This window comes from Bacillus sp. N13C7 (assembly GCF_026790065.1).
Taxonomy (GTDB): Bacteria; Bacillota; Bacilli; order Bacillales; family Bacillaceae; genus Bacillus.
Genome location: NZ_JALAMO010000010.1, coordinates 52,926 through 74,407 on the forward strand (window position 1 = coordinate 52,926; position 21,482 = coordinate 74,407).

General features: G+C 44.2%; 18 protein-coding genes. 12 read left to right on the forward strand and 6 right to left on the reverse strand.

Going from position 1 to position 21,482, the window contains the following annotated elements; all coding sequences use genetic code 11:
• The first annotated feature begins 1 nt into the window (after position 1).
• From glpK to MOB98_RS13135, 6 genes are all read left to right on the forward strand, one after another.
• Positions 2 to 1,492 carry a glycerol kinase GlpK gene (glpK, locus tag MOB98_RS13110; protein WP_268359242.1) on the forward strand — a complete coding sequence of 497 codons (1,491 nt, stop codon included), beginning with the start codon at positions 2 to 4 and terminating at the stop codon, positions 1,490 to 1,492.
• A 140-nt stretch (positions 1,493 to 1,632) separates the two neighbouring features.
• Positions 1,633 to 3,300, forward strand: coding sequence for a glycerol-3-phosphate dehydrogenase (gene glpD / locus MOB98_RS13115; protein ID WP_268359251.1), 1,668 nt, complete (start codon positions 1,633 to 1,635; stop codon positions 3,298 to 3,300).
• Positions 3,301 to 3,432: 132 nt separating this feature from the next.
• On the forward strand, positions 3,433 to 5,178 hold the full coding sequence (pgcA, locus tag MOB98_RS13120; protein ID WP_268359241.1) for a phosphoglucomutase: 1,746 nt from the start codon (positions 3,433 to 3,435) through the stop codon (positions 5,176 to 5,178).
• Positions 5,179 to 5,328: 150 nt separating this feature from the next.
• Positions 5,329 to 6,471, forward strand: a complete 1,143-nt coding sequence (locus MOB98_RS13125) for a GAF domain-containing sensor histidine kinase (RefSeq protein WP_268359239.1) — start codon at positions 5,329 to 5,331, stop codon at positions 6,469 to 6,471.
• Positions 6,468 to 7,115, forward strand: a complete 648-nt coding sequence (locus MOB98_RS13130; RefSeq protein WP_268359237.1) for a response regulator transcription factor — start codon at positions 6,468 to 6,470, stop codon at positions 7,113 to 7,115. Before MOB98_RS13125 ends, MOB98_RS13130 begins: the two co-directional genes overlap by 4 nt.
• On the forward strand, positions 7,112 to 7,636 hold the full coding sequence (locus MOB98_RS13135) for an NADPH-dependent FMN reductase (protein WP_268359236.1): 525 nt from the start codon (positions 7,112 to 7,114) through the stop codon (positions 7,634 to 7,636). The genes MOB98_RS13130 and MOB98_RS13135 overlap by 4 nt, the downstream gene beginning before the upstream one ends.
• 14 nt (positions 7,637 to 7,650) lie before the next feature.
• Here the strand turns inward: MOB98_RS13135 and MOB98_RS13140 are convergent, their stop codons facing one another.
• Entirely contained in the window at positions 7,651 to 7,893 is a 243-nt protein-coding gene (locus tag MOB98_RS13140) for a YhdB family protein (protein WP_003224139.1), read from the reverse strand.
• A gap of 200 nt (positions 7,894 to 8,093) precedes the next feature.
• On the opposite strand from MOB98_RS13140, the gene MOB98_RS13145 reads away from it, so the two are divergent.
• Entirely contained in the window at positions 8,094 to 8,417 is a 324-nt protein-coding gene (locus MOB98_RS13145) for a YqzG/YhdC family protein (RefSeq protein WP_268359234.1), read from the forward strand.
• A gap of 42 nt (positions 8,418 to 8,459) precedes the next feature.
• On the opposite strand, the gene MOB98_RS13150 is transcribed toward MOB98_RS13145, so the two are convergent.
• The 3 genes from MOB98_RS13150 to MOB98_RS13160 all read right to left on the reverse strand — a co-directional run bounded on the left by MOB98_RS13150 (position 8,460) and on the right by MOB98_RS13160 (position 12,124).
• A complete protein-coding gene (locus MOB98_RS13150; protein WP_268359233.1) occupies positions 8,460 to 9,908 on the reverse strand; it encodes a peptidoglycan endopeptidase in 1,449 nt (482 codons plus the stop codon).
• Positions 9,909 to 10,059: 151 nt separating this feature from the next.
• A complete protein-coding gene (gene nsrR, locus MOB98_RS13155) occupies positions 10,060 to 10,500 on the reverse strand; it encodes a nitric oxide-sensing transcriptional repressor NsrR (protein WP_268359232.1) in 441 nt (146 codons plus the stop codon).
• A gap of 112 nt (positions 10,501 to 10,612) precedes the next feature.
• The gene (locus MOB98_RS13160) at positions 10,613 to 12,124 is read right to left on the reverse strand and encodes a mechanosensitive ion channel (RefSeq protein ID WP_419900965.1); all 1,512 of its coding nucleotides are present in this window, start codon (positions 12,122 to 12,124) and stop codon (positions 10,613 to 10,615) included.
• A gap of 164 nt (positions 12,125 to 12,288) precedes the next feature.
• Here MOB98_RS13160 and spoVR point away from each other — a divergent pair, with 164 nt between their 5' ends.
• A complete protein-coding gene (gene spoVR, locus MOB98_RS13165) occupies positions 12,289 to 13,695 on the forward strand; it encodes a stage V sporulation protein SpoVR (protein WP_268359230.1) in 1,407 nt (468 codons plus the stop codon).
• A gap of 105 nt (positions 13,696 to 13,800) precedes the next feature.
• On the opposite strand, the gene MOB98_RS13170 is transcribed toward spoVR, so the two are convergent.
• Positions 13,801 to 15,177 carry an alkaline phosphatase gene (locus tag MOB98_RS13170; RefSeq protein ID WP_268359228.1) on the reverse strand — a complete coding sequence of 459 codons (1,377 nt, stop codon included), beginning with the start codon at positions 15,175 to 15,177 and terminating at the stop codon, positions 13,801 to 13,803.
• 538 nt (positions 15,178 to 15,715) lie between these two features.
• Between MOB98_RS13170 and lytE the strand changes: the two genes are divergently transcribed.
• Positions 15,716 to 16,723, forward strand: coding sequence for a peptidoglycan endopeptidase LytE (gene lytE / locus MOB98_RS13175; RefSeq protein WP_268359226.1), 1,008 nt, complete (start codon positions 15,716 to 15,718; stop codon positions 16,721 to 16,723).
• A gap of 70 nt (positions 16,724 to 16,793) precedes the next feature.
• On the opposite strand, the gene citR is transcribed toward lytE, so the two are convergent.
• A complete protein-coding gene (gene citR / locus MOB98_RS13180) occupies positions 16,794 to 17,669 on the reverse strand; it encodes a transcriptional regulator CitR (protein ID WP_268359221.1) in 876 nt (291 codons plus the stop codon).
• 108 nt (positions 17,670 to 17,777) lie between these two features.
• On the opposite strand from citR, the gene citA reads away from it, so the two are divergent.
• The 3 genes from citA (at position 17,778) to bcaP (ending at position 21,473) form a co-directional block, all read left to right on the forward strand.
• Entirely contained in the window at positions 17,778 to 18,878 is a 1,101-nt protein-coding gene (citA, locus tag MOB98_RS13185) for a citrate synthase CitA (protein WP_268359219.1), read from the forward strand.
• Positions 18,879 to 18,952: 74 nt separating this feature from the next.
• Positions 18,953 to 19,822, forward strand: coding sequence for an SDR family oxidoreductase (locus MOB98_RS13190; protein WP_268359217.1), 870 nt, complete (start codon positions 18,953 to 18,955; stop codon positions 19,820 to 19,822).
• A gap of 253 nt (positions 19,823 to 20,075) precedes the next feature.
• Positions 20,076 to 21,473, forward strand: coding sequence for a branched-chain amino acid transporter BcaP (gene bcaP / locus MOB98_RS13195; protein ID WP_268359214.1), 1,398 nt, complete (start codon positions 20,076 to 20,078; stop codon positions 21,471 to 21,473).
• Positions 21,474 to 21,482: the final 9 nt, after the last annotated feature.

Consider the following 21,482-nt stretch of genomic DNA (forward strand, 5'->3'; position numbering starts at 1 on the left):
TATGGAAACGTACATTTTATCCTTAGATCAGGGAACGACTAGCTCAAGAGCGATTCTGTTTAATAAAGAAGGCAAAATCGTTCACTCTGCTCAAAAGGAATTTACACAATACTTCCCGCACCCAGGCTGGGTTGAGCATAATGCTAATGAAATTTGGGGCTCTGTCCTCGCTGTTATTGCATCAGTCATTTCTGAATCAGGGATCAGTGCTTCTCAAATTGCAGGCATCGGTATCACAAACCAGCGCGAGACAACGGTAGTGTGGGATAAGGATACAGGAAACCCTGTCTATCATGCAATCGTTTGGCAGTCCAGACAGACGTCCGGCATTTGTGAGGAGCTTCGTGAGAAAGGATATAATGATGTATTCAGAGAAAAAACGGGACTTTTAATCGATCCTTATTTCTCTGGCACGAAGGTGAAGTGGATTTTAGACAATGTGGAAGGCGCGAGAGAAAAGGCGGAAAAAGGAGAGCTGTTGTTTGGAACGATTGATACATGGCTCATTTGGAAAATGTCAGGCGGAAAAGCGCATGTGACGGATTATTCCAACGCTTCCAGAACGCTGATGTTTAATATTCACGATCTAAAATGGGATGATGAGCTTCTCGACATTTTAGATGTACCGAAATCCATGCTGCCCGAGGTGAAGCCGTCTTCCCATGTGTATGCAGAAACTGTTGATTATCACTTCTTCGGAAAAAATATCCCGATTGCAGGAGCGGCAGGCGACCAGCAGTCCGCACTGTTTGGCCAGGCGTGCTTTGAAGAAGGCATGGGAAAAAACACGTACGGCACAGGATGTTTCATGCTGATGAATACCGGGGAAAAAGCAATTAAGTCCGAACACGGCCTTTTGACGACAATTGCATGGGGCATTGATGGAAAAGTTGAATATGCTTTAGAAGGTAGTATTTTTGTCGCAGGCTCTGCCATCCAATGGCTCAGAGATGGATTGAGAATGTTCCAGGATTCTTCGCTAAGCGAATCTTACGCAGAGAAAGTGGATTCAACTGACGGCGTATATGTTGTTCCTGCATTTGTCGGCTTGGGAACGCCATACTGGGACAGTGACGTGCGCGGTTCGGTTTTCGGCCTGACAAGAGGCACAACAAAAGAACATTTTATCCGCGCGACACTGGAGTCATTGGCTTACCAGACAAAAGATGTGCTTGATGCAATGGAAGCTGATTCAAATATCCAATTAAAAACGCTTCGTGTAGACGGGGGTGCCGTGAAAAATAATTTCCTGATGCAGTTCCAGGGAGATCTGCTGAATGTTCCTGTGGAACGGCCGGAAATTAATGAGACAACTGCACTTGGCGCGGCTTATTTGGCAGGTATTGCTGTGGGATTCTGGAAGGACCGTTCTGAAATCGCGAACCAGTGGAAGCTGGATAAACGGTTTGAACCTGAATTAGAAGAAGAAAAACGAAATGAGCTGTATAAAGGCTGGCAAAAAGCCGTGAAAGCAGCTATGGCTTTTAAATAAAATCATACTATGATATAATGGTTACAAGTTAATAAGAACGGTCCTGAGATGAGGAGAGACCACAGCACCAAAGTGTAAGCACGCACTTTGGCTGTTGTGGTCTCTTTTTCTATTTACCGTGACAACAAGGAGGAAACGTAATAATGAAACATCAATTTTCAAGTCTTGAAAGAGATCGCATGCTGACAGACATGACGAAAAAAACATATGACCTATTTATTATCGGCGGAGGAATTACAGGAGCGGGAACAGCTCTTGACGCGGCATCAAGGGGAATGAAGGTCGCGCTCAGCGAAATGCAGGATTTTGCGGCGGGAACATCAAGCCGGTCAACGAAGCTGGTTCATGGCGGCTTGCGCTATTTAAAACAATTTGAAGTGAAAATGGTGGCTGAGGTAGGGAAAGAACGAGCGATTGTTTATGAAAACGGTCCGCACGTCACCACACCGGAATGGATGCTGCTTCCGTTTCATAAAGGCGGCACATTCGGCACATTCACAACCTCTATCGGGTTAAGAGTGTATGACTTCTTAGCAGGTGTGAAAAAATCAGAACGAAGAAGCATGCTTTCAGCAAAAGAAACGCTGCAAAAAGAGCCATTAGTCAAAAAAGACGGCTTAAAAGGCGGCGGGTATTATGTGGAATACCGCACTGACGATGCGAGACTGACAATCGAAGTGATGAAGGAAGCGGTCAAATTCGGGGCAGAGCCTGTGAATTATTCCAAAGTGAAGGAGCTCCTTTACGAAAAAGGCAAAGCAGTCGGTGTGTTAATTGAAGATGTATTAACGAAGAAAGAATACAAAGTGTACGCGAAAAAAATCGTCAACGCGACAGGCCCTTGGGTCGATCAGCTCAGAGAAAAAGACCATTCGAAGAACGGCAAGCATTTGCAGCATACAAAAGGCGTTCACCTTGTGTTTGACCAGTCAGTCTTCCCGCTGAAACAGGCGGTATATTTCGATACACCTGACGGCCGTATGGTATTTGCAATTCCTCGCGAAGGCAAAACATACGTGGGAACAACAGACACGGTTTATAAAGAGGCGCTGGAGCATCCGCGAATGACAACAGAGGATCGTGATTACGTCATCAATTCAATTAATTACATGTTCCCTGAACTGAATATCACAGCGAATGACATCGAATCAAGCTGGGCTGGGCTGCGTCCGCTGATACATGAAGAAGGCAAAGACCCTTCTGAAATTTCACGGAAGGACGAGATTTGGACATCGGACTCAGGATTAATCACCATTGCCGGCGGAAAACTGACCGGATACAGAAAAATGGCGGAGCACATCGTCGATCTTGTGCGCGACCGCTTAAAAGAAGAAGGCGAAAAGGATTTCGGACCTTGTAAAACGAAAAATATGCCAATCTCAGGTGGACACGTCGGCGGTTCTAAAAACCTTATGTCTTTCGTTACAGCGAAAACAAAAGAGGGAGTCGCGGCCGGTTTATCAGAAAAAGATGCCAAACAGCTGGCGATCAGATACGGCTCTAACGTTGAGCGGGTATTTAATCGAGTGGAAGCGCTGAAGGAAGAGGCAGAGAAACGCAATATTCCGGTTCATATTCTTGCTGAAGCAGAATACAGTATTGAAGAAGAGATGACTGCAACACCTGCTGACTTCTTTGTCCGCAGAACGGGACGTTTATTTTTTGATATCAATTGGGTAAGAACATATAAAGATGCCGTTATTGATTATATGAGCGAGCGATTCCAATGGGATGAGCAGGCGAAAAACAAACATACAGAAAACCTTAACAAGCTTTTACACGATGCGGTTGTGCCGCTCGAACAATAAATCATAACGGGCTGTCTGTCAGCCCGTTATTTCTTTTTACGTGCCGAAAGTGCCGGGTTTCAGGTTAACAAGTGACAGAGGCACCCGCTTCATATAAAATAATGGCATAAGCTGATACATAGGAGGACGAATATGACTTGGAGAAAGAGCTATGAACGCTGGAAACAGACAGACCATTTAGATCCGGAACTGAAAGAGCGCCTCACTGAATTAGAGGGAAACGAACAGGCTCTCGAGGACTGCTTCTATAAAAACCTTGAATTCGGTACCGGCGGGATGCGCGGAGAAATCGGCGCCGGGACGAATCGGATGAATATCTACACGGTGCGCAAAGCATCAGCCGGGTTTGCGGCATACATCTCGCAGCAAGGGGAGGAAGCGAAAAAACGGGGCGTTGTCATTGCTTATGATTCCCGCCATAAATCACCGGAGTTCGCGATCGAAGCGGCGAAAACACTTGCTACACAAGGCATCCAAACATACGTATTTGATGAGCTTCGCCCGACGCCGGAGCTGTCATTCGCTGTCAGACAGCTGAACGCCTATGGGGGAATAGTGGTGACAGCAAGCCATAACCCGCCTGAATATAACGGCTACAAAGTATACGGAGATGATGGCGGCCAGCTGCCTCCTAAGGAAGCGGATATCGTCATTGAACAGGTAAACGCGATTGAAAATGAGCTGACAATCACAGTAGACGATGAAAATGCTTTAAAAGAAAAAGGCTTGATCAAAATCATCGGTGAAGATATTGATAAGGTCTATACAGAAAAATTGGCGTCCATTTCCGTTCATCCTGAGTTATCCGGAGAAGTAGATGTTAGCGTTGTTTTCACACCGCTGCACGGAACTGCGAATAAGCCGGTCAGACGCGGTCTTGATGCACTCGGCTACAAAAATGTAACCGTTGTAAAAGAACAGGAGCTGCCTGATTCAAACTTCTCTACGGTTAGCTCTCCAAACCCGGAAGAGCATGCGGCTTTTGAATATGCCATTAAGCTAGGGGAGGAGCAGAACGCTGATATTCTCATCGCAACAGACCCTGACGCTGACCGCCTCGGTATTGCGGTGAAAGATGATCAAGGCAAATATACAGTGCTGACGGGAAACCAAACCGGTGCGCTGCTGCTTCATTACCTGCTTTCAGAAAAGAAAAAGCAAGGCAGCCTGCCTGACAATGGCGTTGTGCTCAAAACAATCGTTACAAGTGAAATTGGGCGTGCTGTCGCTTCTTCGTTCGGTCTTGACACGATTGATACACTGACAGGCTTTAAATTTATCGGCGAAAAGATTAAGGAATACGAGGCATCAGGCCAGTACACCTTCCAATTCGGTTATGAAGAGAGCTACGGTTATTTAATCGGGGACTTTGCCCGCGACAAGGACGCCATTCAGGCAGCGCTATTGGCAGTAGAGGTTTGCGCGTTCTATAAAAAACAAGGAATGTCATTGTATGAAGCGCTCATCAGTCTCTTTAATGAGTACGGTTTTTATCGTGAGGGGCTGAAATCCCTAACGCTGAAAGGAAAACAGGGAGCAGAACAGATTGAAGCGATTTTAGCATCCTTCAGACAAAATCCGCCGCAAAAAATGGCCGGCAAACAAGTTGTAACAGCAGAAGATTACGCTGTAAGCAAACGGACGCTTCTGACAGAAAATAAAGAAGAAACCATTGACTTGCCAAAATCAAATGTTCTGAAATACTTCCTGGAAGACGGGTCATGGTTCTGCCTCCGTCCTTCCGGAACTGAGCCGAAGGTCAAATTCTATTTCGCCGTAAAAGGCACCTCTTTAGAAGACAGCGAAAAGCGTCTTGCCGCGCTTTCTGACGATGTAATGAAGACGGTAGACGAAATAGTAGAGGCAACAGCAAAATAATTCAGGCATAAGCTGGATCATTGTAAATGATCCAGCTTTTTTCTTTTTCTCCTCCAAAAGTCTGAAAGAAAATCATCCCTCAAACGAAGTAATGAAATACAAAAAACTGGTATAATCTTAGATAACATGATCAATGCCGGAGTGAGAAACGTGAGCAAAACGAGGATGGAAAAATTAAAAACGCTGAAAACGATTGCGGAAACCTTAAATCAAGGCCACGATGTCAAAGCGACACTGGATGAGGTTTTAAAAGAATTGCTGAGTCTGACGAACCTTCAATCCGGATGGATTTTTCTGATAGAAGAAGATGGCTCCTATACGTTAGCCGCCGACGCTTATCTGCCCCCGGCTTTAAGCCGCAAGGAAAAAGTGCTGATGTGCGAAGGGGAGTGCTACTGCCTCACGAAATTCAATAATGGAGGGCTGAGAAGGGCGGCTAATATTATGAACTGCAAACGCATAGAATCAGCCAAGGAACTGCGCTGTTTTGACACAGAGGGGATTACGCATCATGCAACTGTGCCTTTAGAAGATGGGGACAGGAGGTTCGGATTGTTAAATGTAGCGGCAGCCGGTAAAACCATGTTTGATGAGGGAGAGCTGCATTTACTTGAGTCTGTCGCCTTTCAGATCGGAACGGCAATCCAGCGCATGACGCTTTCTGAATATAAACAAAAAAATGCTCTTTTAATGGAGCGCAACCGCCTCGCACAGGAGCTTCACGATTCTGTCAACCAAATGCTGTTTTCCGTCAGTTTAACAGCTAAAGCGGCAAAGACACTAACGAAGGATGAGAATTTGCAGCAAATGATTGATTTCATTCAAAACTTATCACAGGACGCGCTTGCAGAAATGAAGGCGTTAATCTGGCAGCTTCGCCCCGGAGGTTTGGAAAAAGGGCTGTCTGAAGCCATTAAGAGCTATGGCGCGCTCATCGGATTGAATGTCATTTTTACGCAAAAAGGCTGTCTTGTTCTCACTGATGAGCAGGAGCATATGCTGTGGCGGGTCGGGCAGGAGGCTTTAAACAACTGCAAAAAGCATGCAGGAACCGATACGGCGTATGTCAGCCTGACTGCATCTTCGAGCCATGTGGAGCTGGATATAGTCGATCATGGAGCAGGCTTTCGCTATGAAGCGCATGCGGGGCTGCCTTCACTTGGCATCAAAGGGATGAAAGAACGGGCAGAAAAAGCCGGTGCGGTGTTTTTGATTGAGTCAGAGCTTGGTGCGGGGACAAAGCTGTCCGTCAGTCTGCCGCTAACCAGCAAGAAAGGAGGGACAGTGCAATGAAAATTGTCATTGCGGATGATCACCATGTTGTCAGAAAGGGGCTTCGTTTTTTCTTTGCCACCCAGGATGATATTGAAGTTGCCGGAGAGGCAGCAACCGGTACAGAAGCGCTCCGTGTCATCGAAGAGACAAAGCCTGATCTTGTGCTGATGGATTTGTCTATGCCCGAGATGGATGGCATTCAAGCTATAAAAAAAGCGGTACGGCAATTTCCCGGGATCCATATCATTGTCCTGACGAGCTACTCCGATCAGGAGCACGTTATTCCGGCGCTTCAGGCAGGAGCAAAGGCGTATCAATTAAAAGATACGGAGCCAGAGGAACTGGTGAAAACATTAAGGCAAGTATATGAAGGCGAATACAGGCTTTCTTCAGCTATTATGCCCCATGTACTGACACATATGAAAAATCAGCACGATCCGGAAAAAGAAAAATATTATCAATTAACACGAAGGGAAAAGGACGTTCTGAACGAAATTGCGAACGGGAAAAGCAACAAAGAAATCGCGGCAGCCTTGTTTATTTCAGAAAAAACAGTGAAAACCCATGTGTCGAATCTTTTAGCAAAGCTTGCAGTGGCCGACCGCACGCAAGCAGCGCTTTTCGCAGTAAAATATAACCTGAATGGAGAGATCACGACATGAATATGTTAGTCATAAGTGGCACACCCAGAAAACAAGGCAGAACAAGAATTGCTGCATCCTATATTTCCGCACTGTATCAAACAGACTTGATCGATCTAAGCGAATTTGTACTGCCGATGTTTAATGGGGAAGCGGAGCAATCAAAACTGTCGCATGTACAGGAGCTCAAGCAGCGCGTTACTAAAGCAGATGCGATTATCTTATTATCTCCTGAATATCACAGCGGCATGAGCGGCGCATTAAAAAATGCACTTGATTTTCTAAGCAGTGAACAATTCAAATATAAGCCCGTTGCATTATTGGCAGTGGCGGGAGGCGGAAAAGGCGGCATCAACGCGCTGAACAATATGAGAACGGTCATGCGGGGTGTCTACGCCAATGTCATCCCGAAGCAGCTGGTGCTTGACCCGGTGCATATTGATGCTGAACATGCTGCACTGACAGAAAATATAAAGGTTGGCTTGAAGGAGCTTGTCGATGAGCTCACCATGTTCGTAAAATCAGGAAATCCCGGCGTCTGAACGCCGGGATTTGTTTATGTGAGCAGGGCTAATTGATCTTCATAAGTCAGTTCTGTGGCATGATCAATATAACGGAGAAGGGAATACAGCATCTTTTCAAGAACGGCGTAATCCTGTTCAAAATGATATGCATGCAGAAAATGTTCGATTCGTTTTGATAACAAATCATCCTCTGTACGCACCATTAAAATCAATAAATTATCCCATTGGGAACGATGAGTGTAATACAGCGCTTTATCGTAATCGGCATAATCCATGAATCGCTTCTCCTTTCTTGTGTGAGAAGTTCGTGTTTAGTTTATGCTGCATCCTATGTTAGTGACGGGGCAAAACTTGGCGTCTGCGGCAGTACGGGGATAGCAATATGAGGGAGACATAAAATCAAAATGCCTGAATGAAGCAATCTCTTTTGGAAAACCTATGAGTGAATATAATCTGGGTACAGGAGACTGAAAACATGAAATCTCTGCCGTATACCATTGCGTTTCTTTTTTGCGGATTGATCATTGTGTCAATGGCTGCAAAAGGGCATTCAGCGGACTCAAACGAATCCGTCCAAAAGTGGGAAAAGCTTGCCTGGAGCAAAATTCAGGAAGAATATAAGGGTGCTTCATTTTCTGATTACGCTTATATGGGGCGCACCGAGGTAAATGATCAGCAGACGAAGGATGTCTTTCGGGTGACGGTCAGACAGAATGGCGACAACTTCTCTGTCCGGGCCGAAGTCTATTTTCATCCAGTGACAAAACATATGATCAGCATCAACGTCTTTAGGCTCTAATCAAAAAAACTGTACAGCCTTGAAGGCCATACAGTTTTTGTTTTAGAAATATCGTTTTGCACCGAGATAGCGCTGTTTCCAGTAAGAGTTGTTCATACTGGAAATGACAACTCCGGAATCATTGGCATTAATGAATTCTCCGTTTCCAAGATAAATTCCGACGTGGGAAGGGCCGGCTTTATATGTTGTAAAGAAGACGAAGTCTCCGACAGCAGGCTGGCTGACTGATTTCATTGTGTTCCAGTATCCGGCTGCTGTTAATCTTGATACGGATGTGACTTTGTTCAGTGCATAGTAAATGAATCCGCTGCAGTCAAATCCGGCCGGTGTTGTGCCTCCCCAGCGATATGGAACCCCAAGCTGCGCTTTAGCGGCGGCAATCATTGTGTTAATCTTCGCGCTGGTTGAACTGGAGGTGCTTGAAGACCCGGATGAGGAAGAGGATGAAGATGACGCTTTTCCTGTAATGACCAGCTTTTGGCCAATCTGCAAGACATCCGTTTTTAAGTTGTTTTTCTCCCGAATCTGGTGAGCAGTCACATTGAATTTTTGAGCAATTACCCACAAGGAATCGCCGCTTTTCACCGTGTATGTAGTCGTCGTGCCCGAGCTTGTATTTGACGAAGACGACGATGATGAAGAAGAAGTGCCTGAAGGTGCTTTACCTGTCAGCTTCAGCACTTGTCCGACGTACAGCACATCTGATTTCAAATTATTGCTATTTCGGATTTGCTGTACAGTCAGGTTATACTTGTTTGCAATTTTCCAAAGTGAATCTCCGCTTTTTACAGTGTATTTCGTTGTTGCCGAAGTTTTGTTCGAATTTGATGAAGAGTCTTTGGAAGACGTATCAGAACCAGTTGATTTTGTTTTTAATACTTGATTCACATAGATGGTGTCTGATTTTAAGTTGTTCAAGACCTTCAATTCAGCGACGGACATATTGACTTTGTTAGCGATTTTCCAAAGTGAATCCCCAAGCTGCACCTTATATGTTCCGGCAGAAGATGAAGAGCTGGAGCTCTTATTGGAACTGCTTTTTGTACTGGAACCAGAGCTTGAATTTGAGCTTGAAGAAACCGTACCGGACACCTTTAATTTCTGCCCCGCACGAATCATGTCGCTGCTCAGCCCGTTTAATTTTTTCAGTTCCTGCACCGTCATTTTATACTCATTGGCGATCAGCCAAAGTGAATCTCCGCTTTTCACTGTGTAAACAGAACTTCCGCTCTTCTTGGTTGTTGAGCTTGAAGTAGATGAAGTGCCGGAATTGCTGCCTGGAATCGTAAGCGTCTGGCCGATCGACAGAACAGTAGTCGAAAGATGATTGGCGGATGTGAGGGCCGCCACACTTGTGTTGTAGGTTTGGGCCAGTTTCCATAAAGAATCTCCGCTTTTGACCTTAATCGTTGCTGCCTCAGCTGGTGCCACTGCTAATGTTGTGCCGACAATCGCAGATGCTGTCAGCCCTGCTGCTAATTTCTTTTTCATCTTAGCTCTCCTTTTTCCCCCAATAATTTTAGATTGCTGTTTCTTTTTTATATCGGCAGTTTTGTCTCATCGTTTTGCCTTTTTTAAAAAAAAGCCATATTATCTTAACAAAAAGGGGGAAAAAGGGCATAAAAAAAGAAGGAATCATGATCTATTCCTTCATTCTTAAAAGCTTCATGATATCTTCCTTGTTTTTAACAAGGTCGCGCAGCGTGTAGTTGTCCAAAACCGCAAGATAGGCCATAAGCGCTTCATTAAGTACATGTTTTAAGCCGCACACCGGGGAAATAATGCAGAGATTCTTGTTTGCATCAAAACATTCAACAATATTAAAATCATCTTCCGTTTTTCTGACAACCGCACCGATATTGATGTCTTCGGGGGCCATGCCTAAACGTATGCCGCCGCCTCGTCCGCGTATCGTTTCTACGTAGCCGAGCTGGCCGAGCCTGTATATGACTTTCATAAGATGATTTTTTGAAATAGAATAGGTTTCGGCAATCTGTTTTATATTTGAAAGCTCTCCGGGACGTTCTGCAGCCAGAAATATCAACACTCTTAATGAATAATCTGTATAATTTGTTAACTTCATAATAAGACCTCGGAATAAGACATTTTCCTTTATCTTATCATAATCGATTGAAAAATAAAAAAAAGGAATTAATCGACAAAAACCATGCACCTTGTTGGGTGCATGGTTTTTTTTACATGTTATTCGGCGGATTTTGGTTTGTCTTGTTCTTATCCAGTTTCCGTTCAAACGCAGACAGATAACGTGATGCAAAATCCTTTCCGCCAAGGCCGAAGGATAAACCAAAAGCGAGTGCGAAGCCGCTAAGCACGATAATGAACGCGGAATTGACGATTGTGTCAGCTACACCAAGCTGATCCAAGGCCATAAAGAAAGCAAGTGCGATAATAGTATATTTAGCGATCGCTGCTAAAGACTTGAATTCCTGGCCTTTAATGATGCTCGCAAGCATTTTTCTTACCAATTCTCCGGCGTAAAGGCCGATTCCGAGTATAAAGACGGCCACAAGGACATTCGGCAGATACGCGATGATGCCAGTTGCAATGTCTACAAGGAAGTGCAGCTGAACAATTTGCAGCGCTTCGGCTGTAAATAGCAGAATGACAATGATTTGCGCGATCATACCGACAACTTGAGACAAGGACAGCTTTGCAGGCGTTCCAGTTTCCACTCCCATTTTTCCTAACACAGAATCAAAGCCTGTGCGATGGAGCAGTCCGGACACCATGGTGTTTACCCATTTTCCTGTCCACATACCCGCTAAAACAAGCACAATAGCAATAATAATGTTCGGAAGCATATTTAAAATGGTGTTCAGCATAGAGACAGCCGGTTTCGAAATGCCAGCAACATCAAGCTGGTCAAGCGCTGAAATGACAACTGGTATTAAAATCAGCACATAAGCGATTGTTCCGATGACAGCAGAAAGGCTTGTATCTTTTAAGTAAATAGATAAACCCATACGTGCAGCGAATCTTTCTGTGCCGATGCTTGCAAGGAAATTCGTAATAATGTCACGTACAAGGCGGGCAACAAGCCAGCCGATTAAAACGATAAGCGCCGCAGCAAATAATTTTGGCAGAAATGCGAGTACGCTTTCCATCATATTTGTAAACGGGCCTGAAATCCCGCTGATTTTCAAAGAAGACAACACCCCTGGCAGGAAAACGAGCAGCACGAGATAAAAGACAATTTGTGAAGCGGCATTAACTGCCTGATGAATATCTTTTCCTTCAGACACCAAATTCCACTTGCGCAGCTTGTCGCTTGTGTTCAGCTTCATCCCGATTTTTTTGACAAGGAAGCTCAAAACAGAGGCTGCAGCCCATCCTAAGAGCAGAATGAGTCCGGCCTTCAGTATGCTTGGGATAGCCGCTGTAATTGCAGAAAGCATGCTGACAAAAGGTGATGCGACTGTTGTCAGGTGCAAAATGTTAAAGAATAAAATAAAGACGATAATCAATCCGATAAAATAAACGACCTTGCTTATGACTTTTTCCGAAGAATAGCGTGATGGCTTTTTCCCAGCAAAGAGCTTGTCGTCGATTTTTGTTTTGCTGAGCCCCTTGTATACCGCTTTTTCAATGATTTTAGCGATAGCCCATCCGATTAATAAGACGAGTAAAGCAATGATTAAGTTCGGCAGCTTACTGAGATAAGAAGAAAGCATGTCTGCTACATTCAATTGGTATCGCTCCTTTTTTCGTAATATGGTGTGTTATTACCCACTGACATAATCGGCAAACAGCTGAATGTGCCGGGCGGATTTTTTTCTTGCCCAGGTGCGGCTATCATCTTTTGTCAGGCGGACTCATACATTAGAGATAAGTCCAAGTAGGGGGGATTCGGTTGAACGCGGAGGAGAAAAAAGGATTACAGCGGGCAATTGAGGAAATTACCGAAATTGCAAAGGGATTCGGCCTTGATTTCTACCCGATGAGATATGAAATCTGCCCGGCTGAAATTATTTATACATTCGGCGCGTACGGGATGCCGACAAGATTCAGCCACTGGAGCTTCGGCAAGCAGTTTCACAAAATGAAGCTGCATTATGATCTTGGATTAAGCAAGATTTATGAGCTGGTTATTAACTCAGATCCATGCTACGCTTTTTTGCTGGACAGCAACTCATTGATCCAAAATAAATTAATAGTCGCTCACGTTCTCGCCCACTGTGATTTCTTCAAAAACAACTGCCGCTTCCAAAACACGAAGCGCGATATGGTGGAAAGCATGGCGGCAACGGCCGAACGGATTAAGCACTATGAACAGGTTCACGGGATAAAGGAAGTCGAGGCTTTTTTAGATGCGATCCTATCGATTCAGGAGCATATCGATCCATCTTTGGTCCGCCCGAAGCTCTTATGGAGCGTGGATGATGAAGATGAGGAGATTGAAGAGGCGGCGACGCCGTATGATGATTTATGGGCTTTGGATGAGAAGAAACCAAAAAAACAAGTGAAAAAATCGAAAAAATCGTTCCCGCCTCACCCGGAAAAGGATATTCTGCTTTTTATCGAGGAGCATTCCCGGGAGCTTGAGCCATGGCAACGTGATATTTTAACGATGATGAGAGAGGAAATGCTTTATTTCTGGCCTCAGCTTGAAACAAAGATAATGAATGAGGGATGGGCTTCCTATTGGCACCAGCGAATCATACGTGAGCTTGATTTAACCTCAGATGAAGCGATCGAGTTCGCCAAGCTGAATGCAGGTGTCGTCCAGCCGTCCAAAACAGGCATCAATCCTTATTATTTAGGGCTGAAAATTTTTGAAGACATTGAGGAGCGGTATAACAACCCGACGGAAGAAATGAAGAAAATGGGCGTGCAGCCTGACTCGGGCCGGGAGAAAATGTTTGAGGTCAGGGAAATTGAATCAGATATCTCTTTCATCCGCAATTATTTAACGAAAGACTTAGTGATGCGCGAGGACCTTTATTTATTTCAAAAGCAGGGCAGAGATTATAAAGTCGTTGATAAAGAGTGGAAATCGGTGCGAGACCAGCTTGTGAGCATGCGGGTAAACGGCGGTTTTCCATATTTGACAGTAAATGACGGCGATTATATGAAAAATAATGAGCTCTATATTAAACATTGGTATGAGGGCATAGAGCTGGATTTGAAATATTTGGAGAAAGTGCTTCCTTATTTATTTCAGCTTTGGGGGAGAAGCGTGCACATCGAGTCTGTGCTTGAGGATAAGGAAGTCGTGTTTTCATATGACGGAAAAGGCGTTCACCGCAGGTATCTATAAAAAAGAGGATGCAGTATTCTGCATCCTCTTCAGCATGCGATAAACCCCCGCATTCGTGGTCAAGGCTGTTCAATCATGCTGGAAAGATGAGTTTCCTCATCCTCTTTATTTTCCTGTTTTCAAAATCTTAAAGATGATGTTTGCCTGGTCGGTATTGTTAATCAGTCCGCGGAATTTTTCTTTTCCGGGGCCGTACGCGTATATCGGCACTTCCTCGCCGGTATGATCGGTACTCGTCCAGCCGCTGTTAGATCGTTTGTTCAAAATCTTGATGATGGCTTTGTAGGCGCCTTTGTTCTTGTCAGCCTGGGCTGCTGTTTCAACACTTTTGATTTCTTCAGTTGTGAAGTCAAGGTCAGTATAGCGGGCAAGCACATCTTTTGCCGGTTTGCCCTCATTGATTTTCTTTGCCATAAATTCAGGTGTTTTTTTCGCAGCGAGAATCGGCTCCGCGTGCCAATTCTTTTCACCGTTTGCGCCAATGGTAAATCCGCCGGTCGTATGGTCAGCAGCTGCAATGACAAGCGTGTGCTTGTCTTTTTTCGCAAAATCAATTGCGGCTTTATAGGCCTGTTCAAAATCTTTAACCTCACTCATGGCTCCTACAGTATCATTGTCATGGGCTGCCCAGTCAATTTGGCTGCCTTCAACCATTAAGAAAAATCCTTTTTTATTTTTGTTCAGACGGTCAATGGCTGAAACTGTCATGTCTTTCAGAGACGGTGTTTTGCTGTCACGGTCGAGCGCTTTATCAAGCCCTCCGTCTGCGAAAAGCCCAAGCACCTGCTGATCTTTATTTTTCTTCAGCGCTTGTTTTGTTGTCACATAGCTGTAGCCAGCTTGTTTGAATTCCTTCGTCAAATTTCTGTCCTTACGGTTAAAATAAGATTTTCCGCCGCCGAGCAAAACGTCTATTTTTTGTTTGCCTTTTATTTTGTCATCCATATAGCTGTTGGCAATTTGGTCCATGTTTTTCCGTGATTCGTTGTGGGCGCCATATGCGGCAGGGGTGGCATGGTTAATTTCAGATGTTGCGACGAGCCCGGTCGATTTGCCTTGCTGTTTGGCTTCTTCAAGCACAGACTTCACCTTTTTTCCGTTTTTATCGACGCCAATTGCATTGTTATATGTCTTAACACCTGTTGCCAATGCAGTTCCGGCTGCAGCTGAGTCAGTAATATTGTAGTCAGGGTCATCCGGGTGCGTCATCATCATGCCTGTCAAGTTCCGGTCAAATTCAGTTAGTTTCGGATTATTCGGTGTTTCGCCATTATTTTTCATGGAGCGGTAGGCGTTTATGTATGATGCTCCCATGCCGTCACCAACCATCACAATGACATTTCTGATCTCATCGTTGTTTTGTTTTGTTGCGCTGGCTTTTTCGGTCTGCTGCAGTTCTGCACTGGCGAATATGCCGGCTGTAAGCACGGAAACAGCTGCGATGGGCACAAGTTTTGATTTCATGTTTTGAAACAAACTCATTTTTTGAAGGCCTCCTTTAATGTGTTCTGTTTATCATGTTAGGGAAATTTTGTTAACATCAGCTATTGATCATGTAAACATTAAGTAAAGCATTGTTAGGAAAAGAAAACGTCGTTTCGTTATTTTGCCTTATTTGGTTCAAAGCATTCATTTTTTCAGAAAAATCTTTACCTCTCTGTCCTTGCATGATATGTTTGTTTAAATAAAAAAACTGCGGTTCACCGCAGCTTTCCTCGAATACTCCTTAACACCCATTCTTCCAATATGAGATTTAACTCCGAAAGTTATTCATTTATTTCCTTTAAGTTGAAAAATCACCCAAATCACATGACAAAACGACTCGTTTTTTGTCACCTTTGAAACGAAAATGAAATATTTTATACCCTTAAAAACTTTTTTTTAGAACGAATAATTAAGAAATTTGTCACATGAAGTCAAGACTATTTCTGTTGGGAATCTATCCTTATAATAGAAAGCAATAAGATTAATTAAAAAAAGAGACAAATATATAGAGATATAAATATTTGGGGAGGAACATATGAAAAAGCAAATCATTACAGCTACGACAGCAGTTGTTTTAGGATCGACATTATTTGCAGGAGCGGCATCTGCACAAAGCATCAAGGTGAAAAAAGGCGACACATTATGGGATCTTTCAAGAAAATACGACACAACGATCAGTAAAATTAAATCAGAGAACCACCTTCGTTCAGACATCATTTACGTAGGCCAGACTTTATCGATTAACGGCAAATCTTCAAGTTCCAAAAGCAGCAGTTCTTCTTCTTCTTCCTCTACATACAAAGTAAAGAGCGGAGACAGCCTTTGGAAAATTTCAAAAAAATACGGCATGACAGTCAATGAACTGAAAAAACTGAACGGCTTAAAATCTGATTTGCTTCGTATTGGACAAGTCCTGAAACTGAAAGGTTCAACAAGTTCAAGCAGCTCCAGCTCATCAAAAGTGTCATCATCTTCAACTTCTACATATAAAGTGAAGAGCGGAGACAGCCTTTCTAAAATTGCGAGCAAATACGGCACGACAGTTAGCAAATTAAAAAGCTTAAACGGCTTAAAATCAGATTTAATCTATGTCAACCAAGTATTGAAGGTGAAAGGAACAAGCACTAGCAGCTCAAAACCTGCTACTTCTTCATCATCTTCAAGCAGCAAAGCATCATCTACTACATCACTTAATGTGAGCAAGCTGGTTTCTGATGCGAAAGCGTTAGTCGGAACGCCATATAAATGGGGCGGAACGACAACTTCCGGCTTTGACTGCAGCGGATTCATCTGGTACGTACTGAATAAACAAACAAGTGTGGGCAGAACAAGCACTGCGGGATACTGGAGTTCTATGAAGAGCATTGCCAGCCCGTCTGTTGGTGATTTCGTCTTCTTTACAACATATAAATCCGGCCCTTCTCACATGGGGATTTACATTGGAAACAATAGTTTCATTCATGCAGGATCTGACGGCGTACAAATCAGCAGCCTGAACAACAGCTACTGGAAGCCTCGTTACCTCGGTGCGAAAAGATTCTAATTGTTAGAAGAAACCCGTTCATTGGAACGGGTTTTTTTCATTAGACGAATCACAGCCGTTTTGGTTGCTCCTAAAAATGAAAATGTGACAAAAAATCCAAGAATTTTTTTTCTTTCTTATTTTCATAAAGGGCAATCGCGTAAGCGCCGGCATAGGGCAGCTGCACAGATTGATAGGGGATTCTGATCATCTGTTTCTCTGCCAGCTCACGCTTTACTGTGGATAAAGGCAGAAAAGAAACGCCGAGTCCTTCCTTGATAAACCGTTTCGTTATATGTGTTTGAGTGACTTTCATTGTTCTCACAAATGGAAATGTCACTCTGACTTGACGGAGCAGGTCGTCCCAGTAATCAGGATGATTGTGGGTCAAAAGCAGGTATTGATCAAGCACCTCTTTGGCATCAATTTCTTTGTCTGCCATGAAACGCTGATCGGGCGGGGCAACAAGGACAACAGGGTCTTTATATAAGCAGTGGCAGGTTAAGGAGGAAGACTGTACCTTTAAACAGCTCAGCCCGATATCTGCTTCCCCGGCTTTAATCAGTGATGCGATTTCTGTAGATTCAAATATTCTTACAGCAATTTCTGTCTCGGTATTCATTGAAGTGTACCGTTTCATAACAGATGGAAGCACAGTATCGGCAATAAGCGGAGAAACCGCGAGCTGTAAGGTTTGAGAGTAGCCTTGTCTGACTCTATGAAGCTCTGCCATGCTGTTTTCGTAATCGTCAAGAAGCCTGAGTGCATACGGCAAATACGCCCTTCCTTCATCAGTCAGCTGGATCTGTCTGCCTTTTCGCTCGAACAGCTTGCAGCTGATTTCTTTTTCTAATTGCTTGATATGCACGGTCACAGTGGGCTGAGATAAAAAAAGCGTTTCCGCTGTTTTTCGAAAGTTTTCATATTTCGCAGCGCTCACAAAAGTATGAAGCCATTTGAAATCCATGTCTATTCTCCCTCTGATTAATATTTTTAATTAATTTCCTTTAAAATATTCATTATTTTTTAAATATTATATTTACTATAATAACAGAAAAGGATAGGGGGAATACAAATGGTACATTACGGATTAAAGGGAATTACATGTGCAGAAACATCCATCAGCCATATTGATGGTGAAAAAGGCCGTCTGATTTACAGAGGGCATCATGCAAAAGACATCGCACTGAATCACAGCTTTGAGGAAGCAGCGTATTTGATTTTATTTGGGAAACTGCCGTCATCTGAAGAATTGCAGACATTTGAAGAGAAGCTGGCTGCGGAGCGGCATCTGCCTGAACATATTGAGCGTTTGATTCAGTCACTGCCAAACAACATGGACGACATGTCGGTGCTGAGAACGGTTGTTTCTGCATTAGGGGAAAATACGTACACGTTTCATCCAAAAACAGAAGAAGCGATCCGGCTGATTGCAATCACGCCTTCCATCATTGCATACAGAAAACGATGGACGCGCGGTGAGCAAGCAATTGTGCCATCTTCCCAGTACGGACATGTCGAAAACTACTATTATATGCTTACAGGTGAACAGCCTTCAGAGGCTAAAAAGAAAGCGCTTGAAACCTATATGATTCTGGCCATGGAGCACGGCATGAACGCATCCACTTTTTCGGCACGGGTCACATTATCGACAGAGAGTGATTTAGTGTCAGCCGTCACGGCTGCACTCGGCACGATGAAAGGGCCGCTGCATGGAGGGGCACCTTCTGCGGTGACAAAGATGCTTGAAGACATTGGAGAAAAAGAAAATGCTGAAGCATATCTGAAAGAAAAACTCGAAAAAGGAGAGCGCCTGATGGGATTCGGCCACAGGGTGTACAAGACGAAGGACCCGAGGGCAGAAGCATTGAGACAGAAAGCAGAAGAGGTGGCTGGCAATGACCGTGATCTTGATCTTGCGCTGCATGTAGAAGCAGAAGCGATTCGTTTGCTTGAAATCTATAAACCGGGACGCAAGCTTTATACAAATGTTGAATTTTATGCGGCGGCTGTCATGAAGGCAATTAATTTTGACGATGAATTGTTTACACCGACCTTTTCAGCAAGCCGAATGGTAGGGTGGTGCGCCCATGTGCTCGAACAGGCAGAAAACAACATGATTTTCCGTCCGTCAGCGAAATATACTGGCGCCATTCCTGAAGAAGTTCTTTCATAACATATTTTCCCGTTTAGCCGCTTCTATGACGTGGTAACGTTTTATATCAACCACATGTCTAGGAGTGAAGAATTATGAATCCAATGGATAGACAAGCAGAAGGACAAGAACCGCAGCATCAGGACAGACAGCCGGGCATTGAGTCAGAAATGAATCCGCTGCCTCTGTATGAGGATGAGGATTATCAAGGAAGCGGAAAACTGAAAGGAAAAGTCGCGATCATTACCGGAGGCGACAGCGGAATAGGGAGAGCGGCAGCTATTGCGTTTGCTAAAGAAGGCGCTGACGTCTCCATTCTTTACTTAGACGAGCATTCGGACGCAGAGGAAACACGTAAGCTGATCGAAAAGGAGAATGTCAGCTGCCTGCTTATCCCGGGAGATATTGGAGACGAGAATCATTGTGAACAAGCTGTACAGCAAACAGTGGACCATTTTGGTAAACTAGATATTTTAGTGAACAACGCCGCTGAGCAGCACCCGCAGGACAGCATTCTCAATATTTCAACAGAACAGCTGGAAAAAACATTTCGCACAAACATTTTTTCCATGTTCCATATGACGAAAAAAGCTTTGCCTCACCTGAAAGAGGGAAGTGCCATTATTAATACGACATCGATTACCGCTTATGAAGGCGATACGGCGTTAATTGATTATTCCAGCACAAAGGGTGCGATTGTCTCCTTTACGCGATCCATGGCGATGTCGCTTGCGGATAAAGGCATCAGAGTGAATGCGGTGGCGCCCGGCCCGATTTGGACACCGCTTATTCCGGCTACATTCCCGGAGGAAAAAGTGAAACAGCACGGGTTGGATACTCCAATGGGAAGACCGGGGCAGCCAGTTGAGCATGCAGGCGCCTATGTCCTGCTGGCATCTGATGAATCTTCCTATATGACAGGCCAGACCATTCATGTGAATGGCGGGCGATTTATTTCAACATAATGAACGAAAACCAGCAATCATGCTGGTTTTTTTGTGTTAGTAAATATTTCAAAATAAAAAATTTGTCGATTTTTCTAAAAATTTTGTTTTCATTTTTGTGTTTTTATATATAATATTGAGTAGGAGAAAGGAATGATTCGCCGCTGGTACAAATATAGTAGAAAAAAAGAAAAATGACCATTGTTGCTCATGAATTCAGAAAATTCAAATAAAATATATAGATATAGATTATCAGTCTAGGAGTTGAAGGGGAATGAAAGGGAGCGTATTTAGGAAGAAAAGCATTCAGGATTTAATTGCTGCAACAAGCGGTGAGAAATCTTTAAAAAGAGAATTAGGGGCTTTCGACTTAACATTGCTTGGAATCGGAGCCATTATCGGCACAGGGATTTTCGTACTGACAGGGACGGGTGCAGTCACTGCTGGTCCCGGATTGACCGTTTCATTTGTTGTGGCGGCCCTGGCTTGTTTATTCGCGGCCCTGTCTTACGCGGAATTTGCCTCAAGTGTGCCGGTTTCAGGCTCGGTGTATACATTCACTTATGCCACATTGGGAGAGCTTTTGGCCTTCATCATTGGATGGGATCTAATTTTAGAGTATATGCTGGCGGTAAGCGCGGTGTCGGTCGGCTGGTCCGGTTATTTTCAATCGTTTTTATCAGGGCTCGGCATTCATTTACCGGTTGCTTTAACAGCGGCGCCTGGGGCGGTAAAAGGCACATTTACCATTTTTAATCTGCCTGCATTCGTGATTGTGATGGCGATAACGTTTTTGCTTTATTTAGGCATTAAAGAATCAAAAAGAGTCAACAACATCATGGTGATTTTGAAAGTGCTGGTCGTTCTTCTGTTTATCGCGGTGGCAGCGGTTTATGTGAAGCCGGATAACTGGCAGCCGTTTATGCCGATGGGCTTTGGCGGCGTATTCAGTGCAGCGGCACTCGTATTCTTTGCTTTTATCGGATTTGACGCTGTATCCTCTGCTGCGGAAGAGACAAAAAACCCTGCGAAGGATCTGCCTAAAGGTATTATTTTCTCCTTATTGGTTTGCACGATTTTATATGTCACTGTATCAGCGATCATGACAGGGGTTATCCCGTTTGCCCAGTTTGCGGGTGTGGATCATCCAGTTTCTCTCGTCCTTCAAAGCGCAGGTCAAAATTGGGTGGCAGGCATCATTGATATCGGCGCCGTTTTGGGAATGACAACAGTTATGCTCGTGATGCTTTATGGGCAGACACGCGTCATGTTTGCCATGTCGCGTGACGGACTGGTGCCGGGCTCACTCTCTAAGGTGCACCCAAAGCACAAAACGCCGTATGTGGCCACTTGGTTTTTCGGAACGATGTCGGCGCTGCTTGGCTCACTTGTTCCGCTGGATGAACTTGCAAAGCTGGTAAACATCGGAACGCTGTCAGCGTTTGTGCTGATTTCTGTGGCGGTCATCGTCTTGAGAAAGAAACAGCCTGATCTTCCGAGAGCCTTTAAATGCCCGGGGGTTCCAGTTATCCCAGGCCTTGCGATTGTATTCTGCCTGTTCTTAATTTTAAATCTTGGATGGGTGACGATTGTCCGCTTCCTTGTGTGGCTGTTAATCGGCTTGGCAATTTATTTTCTGTATTCAAGAAAGCATTCAAAATTAAATCAATAATCTTGTGAT